This window comes from Streptomyces sp. NPDC006872 (assembly GCF_040635845.1).
Taxonomy (GTDB): domain Bacteria; phylum Actinomycetota; class Actinomycetes; order Streptomycetales; family Streptomycetaceae; genus Streptomyces.
In genome coordinates this window covers 151,461-170,723 of the sequence record NZ_JBEYIL010000011.1, presented here as the reverse complement: position 1 = coordinate 170,723, position 19,263 = coordinate 151,461, and the positions used below count along the sequence as shown (strand labels likewise).

The following is a 19,263-nucleotide window of genomic DNA, read 5'->3' as shown; positions in this document are numbered from 1 at the left end:
CGTGGTGCCTCCACCGAGCCGCCGCTCGGTGGAGGCATCGGTGGCTTCTCAGCCGCAGGAGCCGGTGAAGACGTCCACCTGGTCGCTGTTGCTGCTCGCCACGACCAGGTCCTGGGTGCCGTCGGACGTCAGGTCGGCGGCCGAGGCCTCGTAGGCGCCGTCGGACGTCAGTTCGGTCAGCGCGGTCAGTCCGCCGCCCGATGTGCCCTGGAAGACGCTGACGGAGCTCCCCTTGAGCGAGGAGACGAGGACGTCCGTCACCTCGTCGCCGTCCACGTCGGCGGCTCCCACAGCCACCGGCAGGGCGGACGTGGTGTAGGCGACGGAGTCGTCGAACGTGCCGTCGCCGTTGCCCGCGAACACCTCCAGGGTGTTGGAGCCGTTGCTGATGGTGGCCAGGTCGGTCTCGCCGTCGCCGTCGAAGTCGCCGTGGGCGATGGAGTAGAGGCGGGCGACGCTGGCGTACTCGGTGACGGCGCCGAAGGTTCCGTCGCCGTTGCCGAGCGCCACGCTGACGCCGCCCGCCGTGGCGACGCTTGCGGTGGCGATGTCCAGGTCGCCGTCGTCGTCGAAGTCGGTGAGGACCAGGCCGTGCGGCCTGGTCACGGTCACCGCCTCGACGTCGACGGTGAACGCGCCCTCGCCGTCCCCCGTCAGCAGGCTGACGCCGCCGCCCTGTTCCTCGGCCACCGCCAGATCGAGGTCGCCGTCCCCGTCGAGGTCGCCCGGGACCAGGGAGCGGGCGCCCGCGCCGACGGTGTACTGGACGGCGGTGCCGAAGGCGCCCGCACCGGTGCCGAGCAGGACGCTGACCGTGCCGCCGGTGAAGTCGGCGGTGGCGAGGTCCGGGTTGCCGTCGTCGTCGAAGTCGGCGATGACGGTCTGGTAGGGCTGGTCGCCCACCGGGTATTCGGTGGCCGCGCCGAAGGTGCCGTCGCCGTTGCCCAGCAGGACGGAGAGCGAGTCGCCGTCGTTGTCGGCCGCCACGACGTCCGCGTTCCCGTCGCCGTCGAGGTCGCCGGTCACCACATGGCGAGGGTTGTCGCCGACGTCGAGGGAGGTGGCCGACCGGGTGAAGGCGATGGCGGACGAGCAGGCGGTGGTCTGTGCCGCGAGAGATCCGGTCGCCGAGGCCAGGGCCGCGACGCTCGCGCCGATCGCCAACGCGCCGACCGTGCCGAGGACCAGAACGCGACGGGCCTTGCGTTTCCTGTGGTTGCTCATGAGAGCGAGCCCCTTCGATGTGAGTCATGCATCTGATTGTCATGCACCTGACTGGACTGTGCCTCACTGGAAATTAGGGGCGTCTGCTGTGATTCACGTGTAAAACGGCCGTGCTTTCGCACTCAAAGCGACAAGGGATCAAAGCGACAAGGGGTCAAACCGTCAGCGTGATCGCGCCGGTGTAGGTCCCGCCCGGCGCGACGGGGGTCGGCGTCCCGTCCACAGTCATCGTCACGGCGGAGCCGTCCGGGGCGGTCACCGCCGAGTCCGCGTCGAGGGTCAGCGCGCTGAGATACGACGTGCCGGTCACCGTCCACGTCGAACCGCCGGTCAGCGCGACGAGGACGCCGTTGTTGACGACCGGCTGGACGGTGTTGGTGACATGGCCCAGCTCGGTGTACTCGGCGGAGCCGATGGAGTCGACGGCGTGCCGGGAGACGGAGGCGGACAGAACGCCCTCGACGGTCGACCCGTCGAAGGTCAGCGCCAGGTTCTGCCCGCTGCGGCGCGCGTTGTAGAAGTCGCCCCGGACGGCGATGGCGGTGAAGGACGCCGTGGTGTCGGTGGCGTGCACCGCCGTCACGTCGAAGCCGGCGTCGCGTACCGGGTCGTCGGTGGGCTCGGTGTACACGCCGTTGAGGGAACCGGGGTTGTCGGTCTCCATCAGCTGGAGCACGACGCCGTCGCCGGGGGTGATCCGGGCGCCCTGGGAGCCGTCGACCGTGATGGTGGCGCGGACGGCCTTGACGAGGAAGACGGTGTGGCGGGTGGCCAGCGCCGTGGAGCCGTCGATGTGCAGGGTCCCGGCCCCGTGCCACAGCACGCCGAATCCCCGGGACTCGATCCGCGTGCCCTGCGCCGGGAGGGCGGCCAGTTCGGCGTCCGAGAGGCCGAGGGCGAGTTCGGCGTCGAGGGCCGCGACGGCCTCCGCGGTGCTGTCGCCGTAGTGCACGGTGGCGTTGGAGGCGCCGATGATCGTCGCGTAGGTGCCCGCGTCGATCTCACAGCCCAGGAGGCGCTCCACGACGTTTCCGTCCGCGAAGGTGCCGTATCCCTCGTCGCCCAGGTTGGCGATCCGACAGTTGACGGCGGTGGCCTTCGAGTTGGACGTCGAGTCCACGGAGAAGGCGCCCCAGGTCTCGGACTCGACGGTGGAGGAGAGATAGGTGGCCGTCGTGTTCGCGCCCAGCAGGTTGGTGGCCCGGACGTTGCCGGAGATGCCCAGCCGCCAGGGCACGACCAGCATGTTCGCGCCGCCCGCGGGGACGTAGTCGGCGGGCAGGACCCCGTTCAGGCAGCGGACGGTCGAGTTCTTGACCAGCAGGGCGCTGCCGTCCGCGGCCACGATTCCGCTGCGGACCACGCCCTTGTTGGTGATGGTCACGCCGTCCAGGACCAGGGACGTGCCCGCGCCGGTCCCGACCACGGCGGTGCCGTCCCCGATGAAGTCGCAGCGCCCGTTGCCGGTGAAGGCGATCTCCGAGCCGCGCAGCGCGTAGGCGCCGCCGCCCGCCACGTACACCCCGTTGAACGCCTCGCCGTTCGAGACGATGCCGACCTCGCTCGCCCCGGAGTCCGTCACCAGGCCCCCGGTCACCGCCGACAGCGCCGACCTGGCCGTGACGACCCCGGCGGCGCCGACGTACAGGGCTTGCCGGATCGGGAAGGTCACGTTCGCGAACGTCGCCGTGTTCTGCTCGGCCACGGTGAGCACGATGTCGCCCTCGTGGGAGCCGGGCGCGAGTGTCGTGGCGGTGGCCAGCGTCGCGGTGAGCACCGAGCCGGTCTCCACGCCGTCGACGGTCATCGTCAGGCTGTACCCGTCCGGTACGGCGAGTGTGCCGCCCTCGGCGATCGAGAGGGCGCTCAGCCGGGTCGTCGTGCTCAACAGGTAGGTCTCGCCGGCGCCGACGGAGAGTGTGTCGTCGCTCGACGCGGCGGCTCGGGCGGGCGCGGCGGGTAACGCGAGGGCCGCCGCCCCGAGGGCGAGGGCCCGCACGCGGGCTCGCATGGTCATGGACCTCATGGACAACCAACTCCCTGTGTCGCGGCAGGCGTGATCGGCGTGATCGGCGTGGTCGGCGTGACTGCTGGGGCAGTACTACCTTCCTAGTGTCGACACTAGGGAGTGGTCAATGGTCAGTTCGGGGAATTCAGCCTCAACTGTCGACAGTGTCGGCTGAATTCCCTGTGCTCGTCAGTCGAGCTGGGTCACCTTCGGAACGTCGCCCGAGGCCGACGCGTCGGCCGGGGGCAGGGCGGCGGGGTAGAGGCGGATGCCGCTGACGGCCCCGTTGGTGTACTCGCCATAGACGCCGGAGGCCTGCTTGCGGCCGATCTGGAGCGGGCCGGTGGCGTTCCACGGGGTGTAGGTCCAGTCCCGGGTGCCGGTGAGCTTGCCGTCGACGTACAGGCGCAGCTCCTTGGCGGTGGCGTCGTAGACGCCGACCAGATGGGTCCACCGGCCGGTGGTGGCCTTGCTGCCGTAGACGGCCCGCCAGACGGCGCCGGTGGCGTCGGTGCTGTGCCGGCCGAAGGCCCAGACCTGGGCGCCGGAGGAGTAGTACAGCTGGAAGCCGTTGTTGACGGCGCCGTTCTGCGAGACGAACGTGCTGTTGGTGCCGGTGAGGGAGTTGAGCTTCACCCAGGCCGAGACGGTGAAGCTCTTGGAGGTGTCCACCGCGGACGCGGCGGTCGCGCCGTACCCGGTGGTGCCGGTCAGGCCGAGGGAGTTGCCGCGGGTGGCGTCCGTCGTCCAGGAGTAGGCGCCGGACAGGCCGGCGGTGAGGGTGCCGGTGCTGTCGGCCGTGGTCGCGCCCGAGCCCTCGGCGAGCTTCCACCAGTGGGTGGCGGTGTCGGACACCGAGCCCAGGGAGACCGGGGCGGCGAAGTCGTAGGTGGGCGGGGAGGTGAGCACCAGGCTCTGGCGGTAGTTGTACTCGGTGAGCTGGCCGAAGGCGTCCACCGCGTACAGGTCGGGCATGCCGTCCGGGCCGCCGCCGCTCGTCGCGCCCAGCTGGACCGGGCTGTTGATGTCACCGGGTGAGGCGATGCGCGGGTAGGCGGTCGGCGACAGCGTGAGCCCCAGGCTGGTGTGCGCGGTGGGGTGGAGGAGGGCCGGGACGAGGGTCGTCGTGTCCACCGTGATCGGGTAGCTGTACAGGCTGCCCGTCGCGTTGTCCCGGGACCACAGGACCGGGCTGCCCTTGAAGGTGCCGGCGGCGATCAGGGTCTGACCGCTCCAGTCGCCGTCGCCGAGCAGGATCGGGTTCTTCAGGTGCTGGCCGCCGTCGGACTGGTAGATCCACAGCTCCTTGTTCTCGACGGTGATCACGGCCGGATAGCCGTTGGTGTTGCCGAAGACGTTGCCGGGCGCGATGAGCTGACTGACGTTCCAGGTCTGGCTGTTGTAGTCGGTGGTCCGGCAGCGGCTGTCGTCGGCCACGATGTCGGCCGGCGCGCAGGCGTCCTTGGCGACGACGTCGAAGCGTCGGCCGATGAAGCCGCCGTACGTGGAGTACGGGGACCTCGGGAAGGACGCGTCGTCGACCGGGTCCTGGTCGTTCTTGATGATGTACAGCTTGCCGCTCTTGTACGCGAACAGGTCGTCGACGTCCGCGCCGTGCAGGTTGCCGCGGTGGGCGATGAGGTAGGTGTTCCAGCCGGTGCCGTCGGGGGAGTCGGCGGCGGAGGCCACGGTGACCGGGCCGGTGACCGCGGGCGGGGTGCCGGTGACCGGGCCGCTCTGCACCGGGTCGGCCGGCTGCGCCGGGTCGCTGTTGCCGGGGATCAGGTCGAGGTCGCCGGTCTTGGTGGTGGCGAGCAGGTCGGGCACGCCGTCGCCGGAGATGTCACCGGGCTTGACCGGGGTGGCCGGGTCCCAGGGGACGGTGAAGGTGTAGCCGGAGGGGGCGGTGGAGATGTTGCCGGCCTTGTCGACGCCGGCCACGTACAGGGTGTGCACGCCCCAGTCGCGGATCGGCACGGGGATGGTCGCGGTGGCCCTGCCCTGGCTGTCGGTGCCGGTGAGCGCGGCGCTCTCGCCGTCGGCGGCGGTGGGCGGCGAGTCGAGCTGCCACAGGAAGGAGCTCATCCCGCTGGACTTGCAGGGGCCCGGGTCGCAGCTGGTGTCGGCGGCCGGGCTGTCGGCGCCGGCCACGGTGAAGTTGGTGGTCTTGCCCACGCCGGCGTAGATCACCGGGTCGGCGGTGCCCGAACCCACCGACGGGAAGGAGGAGTTGCCGGTCACCTCCGGCGTCGGCGGGGCGGTGAAGTCGGTGGAGAACCAGCAGTGGTCGGAGATCGGGGACTTCAGGTCGGAGGTCGAGTCGTCCTCCGCGTAGACGTCCCAGCCGTACTGGTGGCCGTCCTTGAGGGTGGCGCCGATCTTGACGGCCGCGTCCGTGCCCGAGTCGAGGAAGGCGCTGGCCGGGGTCGAGACATTGGCCCCGCTGCCGTCGCCGTCGGGATCGACCGTGCGGTCCCAGACGTGGTAGTGCGCCTTGACGTTCTCGCCCGACATCTGGGTCGTGACGGTGGAGTGCAGGGTGACCTCGCTGCCGGCGTCCGAGTAGGTGGTGGCGCCGATCCAGCCGGTGCCGTTCGTGGTGCAGGCGGCCGAGGCGCCGGCGGCGGCCGGGGTGGTGTGCAGGCTCGTCGGCACGGCGGGCGGGATGTCGAAGCGGGTGGTGAGGGTCAGGGTCGTCGACATGCGCAGGTAGTCGTCGTTGCCGGAGGTCTGCGACTCGTTGCCGTACAGGCCGATGGTCCAGGTGTTGGTGCCCGCGCCGAAGGTGCCGTCGGCGTCGTAGCCGTCGCCGTCCGCGTCGGCGATCTTCTGCGCCTGGTCGGTGACGTGGAAGGTGGCGGTGCTGTTGCTGCACGAGCTGCCGGAGTTGGCGCCGCTGGGCACGGTGTCGGTGGACGGCGGGAAGGCGGTGTCGTGCACGCCGGGCCGGGACAGCCAGTCGGTACTGGCGGAGATCGCGTTGGTGGTGTGCAGCGTCAGCGGCTGGTCGTGGCTGCAGTCGTAGCTGGCCGCGTAGGTGGTGGAGATCTTCACGAAGGCGTCGTAGACGACGAACGCCGGGTGCAGTCCACCGGTGTTGATCGTCCAGTACGAGCGCTCCACGCCGACCCCGCAGGCGCCGCCCCACTGCTGGTAGCCCACGCCCTGGCCGTTGGTCTGCGCCTTGTCGTACTGCGGTGCGTCGTCGCAGGTCGAGCTGGAGTAGACCTCGGTGAAGTGGCCGGCGGTGGAGGAGACCGGGTTGGTGTACGGGTCGATGTACACCGGGTAGGCGGTGTCCGGGTCGGTGAGCATGCCGGCGTCCGGGGTCAGCGTCAGGGCCTTGCCGGTGGCGGTCATGGCGACCGGCTCGGTGTCGGCGCCGGGGCCGGGGCCGTCCACGGACGAGACCAGACCGTCGGTCGGGCCGGGCGTCGGGGCGGGCGTCGAGGCCGGCGTCGGGGCGGTGGCGGCCGTCGTGGTGCCGGAGTCCCACATCAGCGGCTGGGGGCTGGTGTAGGCCAGGTCGCCGTCGGTCGCGGTGGCGCTCATGCTGTCGGCGTCGGTGGTGGCCAGGGTCAGACCGTGGGTGGCGGTGGCCAGGGTGAGCTTCTTCAGCTCCGGATTCGCGGCGGCCTCGGCGTCATGGACGATCAGGACGTCGCTGAAGCCGCCCTGGTCGGTGACGGACACCGACAGGTCGACGCCGGGCAGCACCGAGGAGTACAGGGCGGTGTCGCCGTCGACGCTCGGCTTCGGCAGTGTGAACGGCAGGGTCAGGGCCATGCTCGGCCCGTCGGCGTGGGTCAGGGTGACCAGCGGGCCGTCGCCGCCGCCGGAGAGCGTGACCCCGTTCGGGGTGGCCGTGGGCGTGAAGCCGCCGTGGCCGTCGGCGACCAGGGCGGAGTCGACCGGGGTCCACTCGCCGTCCTTGCGGACGCGGGCCGGCAGCACGCTGGTGGTGTTGGAGAAGGTGCCGTCCGGCAGCGCCTCGGTGGTGGAGACCTCGGTGGTCAGCGCGTTCACCGGGACAGCCTTCCCGGTGGACTTCGCCTGCGCCTGCGCGGCCAGCAGCGGATCGGCCGGGGTGGACGAGAAGTCGTCGGCGGCGGCGGGCAGGACGGGCAGGACCGGGAGGACCGTCAGCAGGCCGAGGGCGGCCGCGAACAGGGCGAGTCGGCGCACCGGAGCAGCGCGTCTTTGGCCGGTTCGTATCGGTGATCCGGAGGGGCTGGGAGCTCTCAACACCTGGCGGGCTTCCTTCGATCGCTGGCATCGGGGTGGGGGAAGCCCGGTAGCCACAGGGCAGTGATCAATTTCGGTACAGAAACTACACACGCTCTGCCAAGTTGAAGCACGGTCTTCTCACGGAATTGGCAAAGGGTATTGAGTCGCGATCATGGCCGCATTTAGCTTCCGGTCGATCACTCACACGTGTGCGGTGACGAAATGACGGCCTCTCAGGGCCGGATTCCGGGGGTTCGCGTGAGTGGCAGACGGCGCTGGTTCGCGGGTGTATGGCATCGAAGATTCCTTGGCGGACTTGGCCTTTGGGCCATTCCGGTCGCCCTCTTCGCACTGCTCCTGCCGGTCGCGATAGCCACCGGCGTCGGCACCCCGGGCTTCCTCGCCGGCCACTCGGACGACCCCGACTTCGGCCACCACGGCGGCTTCACGTTCGACGGCACCGTGTGGAACCCGAAGGACCCCAAGAGCGTCGACACCACCCGGGCCGTGGGCGCGCACGCCCTGACGCCGAAGACCCCCGCGCACCCCAAGGGCTACCGGCCGTTGGGCACCTACACCGCGGACGCCCCGCAGTGGCCGAAGGCGGGCACGGCCACCGTCGACCTGTCGGCCGCAGGCGCGACCGAGCCGGTCAAGGCGGGCGCGCTGCCGGTCTGGGTGGCCTCCGCCGACGCCGCGCACACCGTCCCCGGGGTCCGCGTCCAGACCGTGTCCCACGACCGGACGCTCAAGGCCGGCGCCAACGGCATGCTGCTCGGCCTCACCGCGAGCGGCACCCCGAGCGGCACGACCGCCGCAGGCAGTCGCGTGCAGGTCGTCATCGACTACGCCGCGATCGCCAAGGCGTACGGCGGCGGCTACGGTTCACGGCTCCAGGTGGTCCAGCTGCCGGGCTGCGCGCTGACCACGCCGGAACGCACGGAGTGCCAGAAGCGCACCCCGGTGAAGTTCACCAACCGCGCCACCGCCGACCAGCTGACCGCGACCGTCACCCTGGACTCGGCACCCGCTTCCGCCTCCGCCTCCACCGCCGCTCCCGCCCCCGCTGCCTCCTCCTCCGCCGAGCCGCAGCAGAAGGACCAGGACGACGACACGGGCGGCGGCCCGACGACCATGTCCGTGCGCACCGAGCCCCTCACGGCGGCTGCCCCCGCCGACACCACCGCGCTGGCCGTCACCTCCGGAACCTCCGGCTCCCAGGGCGACTTCGGCGCGACCAGCCTCTCCGCCGCCGGCACCTGGCAGGCCTCCGCCACCGGCTCCTTCACCTACGCCTACCCGGTCTCCGTGCCCGCCGCGATCGGCGGCAACGCCCCTGACGTCGGCCTGAGTTACGACTCCCAGTCGGTGGACGGCGAGACCACCGCCCGTAACTCCCAGTCCTCCTGGGTCGGCGACGGCTGGAGCTACCAGGTCGGCTCGGTCGAGCGGAGCTACCGCAGCTGCGGCTCGCTCCTCGACTCCGACGGCAAGAGGATCCTCAAGGGCTCGGGCGACGAGTGCTGGGGCGGCGACAACGCCACGCTCTCCTTCGGCTCGCACTCCGGTGTGCTGGTGCCCGACGGGGTCGACTCCGGCGTCGCCGGCGAGATCCGCCAGTGGCGGCTGCAGGGCGACGACGGCACCCTCGTCCAGGAGCTGTCCGGCGCCGACAACGGCCTCCACGACGGCGTCTACTACCGGGTCCTGACCACCGACGGCACCGCCGCCTACTTCGGCGCCGACCACGCGCCGACCGGCGCCGGCACCGAGGCGACCATGCCCGCGAGCCCCGCCGACGACTCCACGCACTCCGCCTGGGGCGTCCCGGTGCTGCACCCGCGCTCCACCGACCCCTGCTACACCGGCGCCAAGGGCAAGGCCTCCCAGTGCGACAAGCCCGAGGGGTGGCGCTGGAACCTCGACTTCGTCGTGTCGCCCACCGGGTTCGTGCAGCGCTACGACTACTCGACCGAGTCGAACTACTACGACCTCGGCGGCGGCCAGGCGGCCGAGAGCGACGACACCGACGACACCGGCACCCTGACCTCGTACACCCGCGGCGGCGCGCTCTCCCTGATCTCGTACGGCTACACCCTCGCGGACGAGAAGGCCGGGCGGACCCCGGCGGCCCAGGTGGACTTCGGCCTGGCCCAGCGCTGCCAGACCACCTCCTCCTTCACCGACTGCTCGGCCGGCAACCTCAAGGACTCCACCGCCACCCACTGGCCGGACGTCCCATGGGACCTGCACTGCGACTCGACGGACAAGACCAAGCTGCCGGACGGGGCGACCACGGTCCCCGACGACGTCTGCATCACCTCCGGCCCCAGCTTCTGGACCACGACCCGGCTCGACTCCATCACCACCAAGGTCCATGTGAAGGCGACCGACCAGCTCACCGCGGTCGACTCCTACAAGCTGGGCCAGGTCTACTCGGACGCGGGCGGCACCGTCGACCCGGTCACCGGCACCTCGGTAGACCCGAAGGACGCCGGAATGCTCCAGGCCGTGATGTGGCTCCAGTCCGTGAGACACACCGGCAAGGACACCTACGACAACGGCAACAGCGATATCGCGCTGAACCAGGTCTCGTTCACCGGAACCGAGATCGACAACCGGGTGAACGACGATTCACCGTCCGCCCCGCCGTTGTACCGGCCGCGGATATCGAGCGTGCAGACCGAGACCGGCGAGTCGATCGCCGTCGAATACAACTCGACCCCCTGCGCGGGCCGAACGCTGTCCATATCGCAGGCCGACAGCAACACCAATTCCTGCTATCCCGTCTACTGGACCGTCCCCGGCGCCTCCAAGCCCATCGCGGACTGGTTCAACAAGGTCACCGTGAACAGCGTGGCCGTGTCCGACCTGACGATCGCCGGCCAGTACAAGCCGGACGCGCAGAACAACCCGGCGGGCTCCGAGACCCAGATCTCCCGCTACAGCTACTCCGGCCCCGCCTGGCACCGCGACGACTCCGCGCTGACCGACGACCAGTACCGGACCTGGGACCAGTTCCGCGGCTTCCGCACCGTCACCGTGCAGACCGGACAGGCCCCCGAGCCCGTCACCCAGCAGAGCACCACCTACCTCCAGGGCATGGACGGCGACTACAAGGCCGACGGCACCCGCCGCTCCGTCACCGTCGACGCCAAGGTGGGCGGCAGCACCGTCCTGAGCGTCACCGACGCCGATCAACTGGCCGGCACCACCCTCCAGGACGACACCTACACCGAGGCCGGCGGCACGGTCGACGCCAGCAGCGTCAACGGCCCCTTCACCTTCACGGCCACCGCCTCCGCCCACCAGACCCCTTGGACGGACTGGACGCAGGAGGACAACCCCGGCGACACCGAGCCCGCCCTGGCCACCCTCCCCGACCTCGCCGCGCACCGGATCAAGGCCAGCAGCTCCCGCGAGTACGAGCGCCTGGCCGGCGGCGGCTGGCGGCACACCACGACCGACACCGCGTACGACGCCCAGGGCCGCGTCTCCACCGTCAACGGCCACGGCGACGGCGTCGATCCCGACCAGGAGAAGTGCGCCACCACCGGCTACGCGACCCCGCCCGCGTCGAACACGATGATGCTGTCCTACACGGACCGGGTCACCTCGATCGTCGGCGCCTGCGGCACCGCCCTCGGCGCGAGCAGCCTGCTGACGGACCAGAAGATCTACTACGCGGGCGACGGCACCCTGTCCGGCCTGGGCGCCTTCGGCTCGGTCACCGCCGACGGCCAGGTCACCGGCACCCAGACCGCCACCGGCTTCACCGGCAGCACGGAGAACTGGCAGACGACGTCCGCCACGGCCTACGACGGCGCCGGCCGCGTCACCGACGCCTACGACGCCACCGGACAGAAGACCCACACCGACTTCGACCCGGACTGGACCGGCGCGGGGAACAACACGAACGCCACCGGCAAGTCCTCCGTCAACAGCCAGGGCTGGACGGTCGGTTCCACCCTGGACGCGCTGCGCGGGCTGCCGCTGGAGAGCGTCGACGCCAACGGCCGCAAGACCGACATGACGTACGACGCGCTCGGCCGGCGCACCGCGCTGTGGCTGCCCGGCCGCGACAAGGCCGCCGGACAGAGCGCCGACGAAACCTTCGCGTACGAGATCAACCCCGGCGCGGTCCCCGCCCCCGGCGACACGATCACCCAGCCCGGCGCGCCGACCTCGGTCACCACCAGGACACTGCGCGAGGACGGCACGTACGCCACCTCGATCTCGATCTACGACGGCATGCTCCAGCCGCGGCAGACCCAGTCCACCGCGATGGGCGACTCCAACTCCGGCCGGATCGTCTCGGACACCTTCTACGACTCGCACGGCTGGCAGACCGCGTCCTACGCGGCCTACTCCGAGCCGAACGACTTCCCCTCGACCACGCTGTACGCGGCGAACGAGAACCAGATCCCCTCCGAGACCACCACGACCTACGACGGCCAGGGCCGCCCGCTGCGCGAGACGCTCTGGCACCAGGCCGTCGAGCAGTGGCACGGCTCCACCGCCTACCCGGGCGCGGACGAGGTCGACACCACGGCCCCGGCCGGCGGCCGCTCCACCGCGACCTTCACCGACGCCGTCGGCCGGACCACCAGCACGGTCGTGAAGAACACCGGCTCCACGGTCACCCTCCCGGGCGGCTCGGTGATCCCCTCCGGCACCTCGCTGACCTCGGACAGCGTCCGCCTGACCATGCAGGCCGACGGCAACCTGGTGCTCTCCGCGCTGGCCACCGGCAAGACGATCTGGTCCTCCGCCACCAGCGGCCACCCGGGCGCCTGGGCGAAGTTCGGCACCGACGGCAACCTCGTCGTCTACAGCACGGCCGTCGCCCAACTGTGGACCACCGGCCTGACCGCTACCACGGGCGCGACCTTCCAGGTGCGCAACGACTCCACCGCGGCCGTCGTCGCCCCCGGCGGCTCCACCGTGCTGTGGAAGCAGGGCACCGCGAACGCCGTCCCGGCCGCCGACGCCACCACCCACTACACCTACACCGCGGCCGGCCAGCTCGACTCGATCAAGGACAACGCGGGCAACGCCTGGTCGTACACCTACAACGCGCTCGGCCAGAAGCTGTCCCAGACCGACCCGGACGCCGGAAAGACCACGTTCGACAAGTACGACCTGGCCGGCAACCTGCTCCAGACCACCGACGCGCGCGGCCAGGTCCTCTCCTACGCCTACGACTGGGACAACCGCCCCACCGCCGAGTACTCCGGCGCCTGGTCCGCGGCCCCCGACCAGACCAAGCTGCTCGCGTCCCATGAGTACGACACGCTGGAGAAGGGCTACCAGACCTCCGCGACCCGCTATGTCGGCGGCGCCACGGGCAAGGCCTACAAGCAGGCCGTCACCGGCTACAACACCGCCTACCAGCCGCTGGGCACCACCCTGACGATCCCGGCCGCCGAAGGCTTCGCCGCCGCCGGCCAGTCCGCCGCGCCCGCCTCCGGCACGGTCACCTACACCTCCACCTCCCGCTACACCCCGAACGTAGGCCTGCTCTCCACCCAGCACTACCAGGCGGACGGCAACCTGCCCGCCGAGGACATCGACTACGGCTACACCCAGCAGGGCAACCTCGACGGCATCGGCGGCTTCATCAACTCCGCCAACACACCCGCCTACGTCGACGCCACCGTCCACGACGCGTTCGGGCGCGTGCTGCAGACCAACTACGGGCCCACCGGCAAGGAACTGGCGACCTTCGCCCAGTACGACGCCACCACCGGCCGCGTCACCCAGGCCAGCAGCATGCTCCAGACGTCGACCACCGCCCTGGACGTCGTCAACCTCCGCTACGACCAGACCGGCGAGCTCACCGCCGTCGACGACCTGCAGAACAACACCACGCACGACACCCAGTGCTTCACCTACGACTCCTTCCAGCGGCTGACCGCCGCCTGGACCGACACCGCCGGCATCACCGACCCGGCCGCCGCGACGGTGGGCGCCGTGGGCGGCTGCACGACGGCCAGGGTCCAGACGACCACCGCCTCCCCGATCAAGACGACGACCGTCGGCGGCCCGGCCCCGTACTGGCAGACCTATACCTACGACCAGCTCGGCGACCGCACCGGCATGGTCGGCCACGACACCACCGGCAACGCCCTCAACGACACCACCCAGGCCATCGCCTACACCGGCACGGACGGCACGACGACCGCCACGCTCCCCGACCAGGCGGGCACGGCCACCATCGGCAACCCCGGCACCGGCACGGCGAGCATCGCCGCCGCCTACACCGACCCGTCCTACGCCAACGCCAACGCGGGCGACACCATCAGCCGGAAGGTCACGACCACCGGCCCGCTGTCCAACGCCTTCACGCTCTCCGGCGGCGCCAAGAAGTGCATCGAGGACGCGGGCAGCTCCACGACCGCCGGCGCCAAGGTGCAGATCAACGCGTGCAGCGGGGGCACCGGCCAGAAGTGGACCATCGGCACCGACGGCACGGTCAAGGTCCTCGGCCTGTGCCTGGACACCACCGGCAACGCGACCGGCGTGGGCACCCTCGTCGTCATCGACACCTGCAAGACCGACGCCACCCAGAAGTGGAAGGTCACCACCGCCGGCACGCTGGTCAGCAACGCCAACAGCGCGGTCTGTCTCACCGACCCCGGCGCCTCCGCCACCAATGCCACCCAGCTGACCATCGCCACCTGCGGCGGCAGCGGCCAGACCTGGACCGGCGCCCCCACCGGCGCGATCCCGGCCGGCCAGAGCCAGACCTTCACCTACGACGCCGAAGGCCGCACCGCCACCGTCGCCACGACCTCCGGCACCCACACCAACACCAGCAAGTACCTCTACGACGCCCAGGGCGACCTGCTAGAGCAGACCGCAGCCGTCGACGGCGCCGACAAGACCCGCATCCTCTACCTCTTCGGCGGCACCGAGCAGATCACCCTCAACGTCTCCGCGAAGACCTGGACCGGACTGCGCGACATCACCGGCCCGGACGGCACCACCGTCGCCCGCTCCAGCAGCGGCACGGTCAGCTACGAGATCGTCAACGGCCAGGGCACCGCCGTCACCGCCGTCGACGCCTCGTCGCTGGCCGTCACCCGCCGCGCCTACGACCCGTGGGGCAACCCGCGCGGCGCCAAGCCCAGTTCCTGGGTGGCCTCGGACGAGAACGCGGGCTTCCTGGGCCAGCCGACCGACGCCACCACGGGCCTCAACCTCCTGGGCGCCCGCAACTACGACCCCGTGACGGGACGCTTCCTCACCCCCGACCCGGTCTTCGAGCCCGGCGACCCCAACCAGATGGGCGGCTACACCTACGCGGGCGACAACCCGGCCAGCTCGGCGGACCCGAGCGGGCTGATGCTGGTCGCCGACGGCGGCGGTGGCTGCGGCTCCGCCTGCCAGGCCGCGGCCGCCAAGCCGGACACCAGCACCTCCAGCGGCAAGAAGAAGCACCACAGCAGCGGAGGCTGCCACGGCTTCTTCGGCTGCGCCGGGCACTACTTCAAGAAGGCGCTGCCCGTCGTCGCGACCGTCGTCACGGTCGTGGTCGTGGTGGTCGCCGTCGCGGTGGTCGTCTCCGCCTGCGCCGGCACCGTGATCGCCGCCCCCGCCTGTGTCCTGGGCGCTGCCGAGGGCGCCGGAATGGTCGGCGGCATGTTCGGCGGCGACTGCGCGGCGATGGGCTGCGCGGGCGGCGGCGGATTCGCCGCGGAGGAAGGGGACTCACCCCCTGCGGGCGGCGGAACCGACGCGGCCCCCAAGGCCGCCGCGGAACCCGCCCCGCACGACGCCACCGGCAGCTCCGGCGGCTCGGGCGACGCCGCCGCCGACGCGAGCGCGGGCAAGCAGTCCGCGAAGGACGCGGCCGGCGAGAACGCCGCCGAGCCGAAGAAGTCCGACGCCCAGCACGACGCGGCGGCCTCCCGCAAGGCCGCGGCCGCCTCGGACGATCCCGGCACCGGCAACTCCGGCACCGAGGAGGGCGGCCAGTGCAGCTTCTCCCCGGACACGCCCGTCCTCATGGCCGGCGGCAAGACCAAGAAGATCGGCGAGATCAGGACCGGTGACAAGGTCGAGGCCGCCGACGCGGGGACCGGCGAGCACGCCGGCGCCCGTGAGGTCCTCGCGACGCTGGTCCACCGGGACAAGGACCTGATCGACGTCACGGTCGACACCGGCCACGGCCATGCGGCGACCCTCCACACGACGTCCAAGCACCCCTTCTGGGACGCGACCGCCCACGCCTGGGTCCCGGCGGGCAAGCTCGTGGCAGGGCACGCCCTCACCACGGAGGACGGCCACCGCGTCCTGATCGCCGGGGTGCGGGCGACGCCCGGCGCGGCCGACCGCTACAACCTGACGGTCCGCGAGCTGCATACGTACTATGTGCTGGCGGGTTCCACGCCGATTCTGGTCCACAATTCCTGTGGGCCGGCCGACGTGACGGTTCAATGGAAGCCCGGAATGCCGAAGGGGCAGTTCAACCTGAAGGCAGCCGCGTTGCAGAAGCTCAGCGACAGCGGGGTTCTCTTCAAGGCGCCCAACCCGGTGGCCCGCGACACGACGGTGACCAACAACTACAAAGCGAATCTGATTGCTCGGGTGTTCGACCAGTTCAGCTCGACCAACCCGGAGTTCGCGGAAGCCCTGAAGATCCGGGTGCTGAAGATGAATCCGGATCACGTCTGGGAGCTTCAGCTGGGCGGGCCGGACGACGCGAGCAATCTCCATATCCTGGAGGCGTTCACCAACCAGGACATCGGCCGTCAGATATGGCAGCAGATTCGAACGCTCCCGGACTACACGCCCATCCGCATCACTATTCAGGGACCCCCATGATCTCGCCTGAAGTTCAGCAAGCCCTGGCGACGGCGCGGGCGACTGTGTCGCTGGAGCAGGAGTGGTCGATGATGAACCACCTCCCGGCAGGGGCGACCGCCCCTGTCCGGGCGGAGGTTCCGACCGAGTACCTGGAACTGCTCTCCGTCACCGACGGCGGAGTCTTCGGCCGAATCCTCGTGTTCGACGTCAAGGATGTCGGCAAGATGCAGTTCTATGCCGACGACACCGAAGGCGCCCTGGTGCCGCTCGGCCACGATGCGTGGTTCTGCTTCGGGAAGGTCAACGAGGACCCGCTTTTCATCAAGCGGGAAGACGGATCCGTCTGGGGATTCCCCGACAGGGGGATCATCTGGTGGCAGAGCGAAGGCTTCGAGCGACTGGCCGACAGCCTCGGTGCGTTTCTGGACGAGTATGTCTTCGGTCGTCGCTATCGGTATCTTTCGGGAGCCCCGGAAAGCGACCAGTGGTGGCGTCTGCTGCTGCACATGGGACGAGTCGAATAAGTGAGGGATTGACGCCGTGGCGTATCTGATCATGGGCCTCGTCGGAGTGCTCGCCGGAATCCGGGCGCTGGCGCTCCGGCGCAAGCAGCTGAGCGGGGCCGGTGGGGCGTCCGCTCAGCTGATCCTGCGTCCCGCGTTCCTGGCCGTCCTCGCCGGAATCGCCATCGTCGGCGGCGCCTTCCTGCTGGCCGGCGGCGTCGCGGCCCTGGTGGAGGGCTAGGTCCCTTCCTGGAGACTCGACGACCAGGTCAGCTGGTGGACGAGTTCGGCGTCGTCGGACCGGCCCACGGGCGGCGTCGCGCCGGGCGTGCGGGGCTGGGGTACCTGGACGCCCCGGGAGATGTTGCCGCTGACGGTCGTGTTGCGCTCCACGCGCGGCCGGCGCAGCTCCTCGTAGCGGGAGAGCGCGGAGTCGAGATCCGGGGCGTCGCGCAGGCACTTGGCGAGGATCACGGCGTCCTCCAGCGCCATGGACGCGCCCTGCCCGGTCGCGGGGGAGGCCGCGTGGGCCGCGTCCCCGACGAGCAGGGTCCGGCCGCGCCGCCACGGGGTGCCGTTCGGTATCTCCGTGGCGTTGGTGACCAGCACGGGTTCCGTGGTCGCCGCGACGATGTCCGCGGCCCCGGTCGGGTCCTTGCGCAGCAACGGAACGAGCAGCTCACGCCATTGGGCGGGGGTGGCGTCGGCCAGCTCCTCGGCGGCCAGCGGCGTGTCGGCGTCGACGCGGACGAACCAGTACGTCTCCCCGCCGGGTGACGTCATATGGCCGAAGGCGGCCCCGCTGCCGCGGGTCATCGTGATGCACGCGCTCTCGTCCCCGTCGGCCTTCGGCGCGGCGGTGGTGTAGCCGTAGAAGACGCGCTGGCCCGCGTAACACGGCTGGACGGCGGGCTCGGCGGACTCCGTGGGCGCGGTGACCCGGCGGACCGTGGAGTTCAGGCCGTCGGCGCCGAGCAGCAGATCGCCCGTGGCCGTGCCGCCGTCGGCGAAGTGCGCGGTGACGCCGTCCGGCCCGTCCTCGACGGAGACGAGCCGCGCCCCGTGGACGATACGGATCTCCCGCCGGACGGCCTCCGCCTGCAGGGCCGCGTTGAGCTCGCCGCGCCGCAGACACCGGTACTGCAGCCGGGGGTCGCCGAACTCGCCCAGCGGAGCGCGCACCACCTCCGCGCCCGTCGCGTCGACGACGCGCATCGAGGTGAGCGGGAAGCCGATCGAGGTCACCGCGTCGGTGGCGTCGATCTGCGCCAGCGCCCGCAGGCCGTTGCTCGCGAGGGTGAGGAACGCGCCGATGTCCTCGGCGGTGTCCGGATGCGCCTCGAAGACGGCGACCTCCTGCCCCGCCTTGCTCAGCGCCAGAGCCGCCGCCGTGCCCGCGATCCCGCCGCCGATGATGAGTACCCGCGCCATGCTGAACACCCCGTTCTTCCGCGTTCTCCCGCGTACGGACCCGGCGATCGTATGCGCCCGTACGTGCGTCAGCGGCCGCTACGGCGTCCCAAGGCGTCGAGAACGCCCGCGAGTTGGCGCAGCGGCTCCTCGCCGACGATACGCAGGACGACCGTGTCGGCGCCGGCCGCGGCCAACTCGCCGATGCGTCCGACGGCTTCGGCCGCGGTGCCGGAGACGGTGAACACGTCCTCCTGTGGACGGCCGAGCCAGGCGCCGTGGCCCTCGGTGTGCGGGTGGAGGGTGCGGGCGACGTCGGCGGGGTCGTCGCCGACGCAGGCGAAGGCGAGGACGGTCAGCGTGTGGTCGGACCCGGCGCCGCCCTTGGCCGTCAGCGCCCGGGTGTTCGCCAGGTCCTGCGGGCCGTGGCCCTCGGCGATCAGGGTGCCGTCCGCGACCCGGCCGGACAGTTCGAGGGAGCGGGGCCGGACCACACCGGCCACCACCGGCGGTACCTGGACCGGCGGATGCACCAACTGGACGCCGTCCAGCCGCACTTCGCGTCCGTCGAGCTCGACCCGCTCACCGCGCAGCAGCGCGCGCACGGAGGTGATCGTCTCCTCGAGGAGCGTCAGCGGAGAGCGGGGCGCGACGCCGACCGACTCCATCCACTCCCGCACCCCGTGTCCGATGCCGGCCACCAGCCGGCCGGGGAACACCCGGGCCAGGGTGGCCAGTTCCATCGCCAGCAGCGCCGGACTGCGCAACGGGGCCGGCGCGATCCCGATGCCCACCCGCAGCCGCTCGGTGGCGCCCAGCGCCACGGCGGCCGCCGACACCCCGCCGTTCCAGCCGAGGTCCTCGACCACCCAGAGGTCGTCCACCCCGAGCGCCTCGGCCTGCCGCGCGAACCCGGGCAGGCTCTCGGGGGCCCAGTCGCGGTCGAACATGACACCGATGCGTGCGTGCGTCGCGTCCGTCATACGTAGGAACCTGCTTCCTGTCTCGTGCCGGGCGGCAGAGGCTCCGCCCGGACCGGAGTCGGGGCGGAGCCTCTGAGGGGTGTGGCGCGAACCGTGT

The 19,263-nt window shown here is 71.2% G+C and carries 8 protein-coding genes; 3 read left to right on the top strand and 5 right to left on the bottom strand.

Annotation, left to right across the window (positions count from 1 at the left end; genetic code table 11):
* Positions 1-48 precede the first annotated feature (48 nt).
* The 3 genes from ABZ725_RS30630 to ABZ725_RS30620 form a co-directional block, all read right to left on the bottom strand.
* A complete protein-coding gene (locus ABZ725_RS30630) occupies positions 49-1,224 on the bottom strand; it encodes a VCBS repeat-containing protein (protein WP_358805750.1) in 1,176 nt (391 codons plus the stop codon).
* Between the two features lie 154 nt (positions 1,225-1,378).
* Positions 1,379-3,250 (bottom strand): hypothetical protein, encoded by a 1,872-nt coding sequence (locus tag ABZ725_RS30625; RefSeq protein ID WP_358805749.1) that lies wholly within the window; start codon positions 3,248-3,250, stop codon positions 1,379-1,381.
* A 171-nt stretch (positions 3,251-3,421) separates the two neighbouring features.
* Positions 3,422-7,417: a LamG domain-containing protein gene (locus tag ABZ725_RS30620; RefSeq protein WP_358805748.1), complete on the bottom strand. Its 3,996-nt coding sequence runs from the start codon at positions 7,415-7,417 to the stop codon at positions 3,422-3,424.
* 300 nt (positions 7,418-7,717) lie between these two features.
* On the opposite strand from ABZ725_RS30620, the gene ABZ725_RS30615 reads away from it, so the two are divergent.
* The 3 genes from ABZ725_RS30615 to ABZ725_RS30605 are packed head-to-tail and all read left to right on the top strand — an operon-like array spanning position 7,718 to position 17,014.
* Positions 7,718-16,288 carry a ricin-type beta-trefoil lectin domain protein gene (locus ABZ725_RS30615; RefSeq protein WP_358805747.1) on the top strand — a complete coding sequence of 2,857 codons (8,571 nt, stop codon included), beginning with the start codon at positions 7,718-7,720 and terminating at the stop codon, positions 16,286-16,288.
* A complete protein-coding gene (locus ABZ725_RS30610; protein ID WP_351908971.1) occupies positions 16,285-16,794 on the top strand; it encodes a hypothetical protein in 510 nt (169 codons plus the stop codon). The genes ABZ725_RS30615 and ABZ725_RS30610 overlap by 4 nt, the downstream gene beginning before the upstream one ends.
* 16 nt (positions 16,795-16,810) lie before the next feature.
* A complete protein-coding gene (locus ABZ725_RS30605; RefSeq protein WP_358805746.1) occupies positions 16,811-17,014 on the top strand; it encodes a hypothetical protein in 204 nt (67 codons plus the stop codon).
* Here the strand turns inward: ABZ725_RS30605 and ABZ725_RS30600 are convergent.
* Entirely contained in the window at positions 17,011-18,204 is a 1,194-nt protein-coding gene (locus tag ABZ725_RS30600; protein ID WP_358805745.1) for an FAD-dependent oxidoreductase, read from the bottom strand. The two genes, ABZ725_RS30605 and ABZ725_RS30600, sit on opposite strands and share 4 nt — an antisense overlap.
* 68 nt (positions 18,205-18,272) lie before the next feature.
* Complete coding sequence (locus ABZ725_RS30595; protein WP_358805744.1) at positions 18,273-19,166, bottom strand: LLM class flavin-dependent oxidoreductase; 894 nt, start codon at positions 19,164-19,166, stop codon at positions 18,273-18,275.
* Positions 19,167-19,263: the final 97 nt, after the last annotated feature.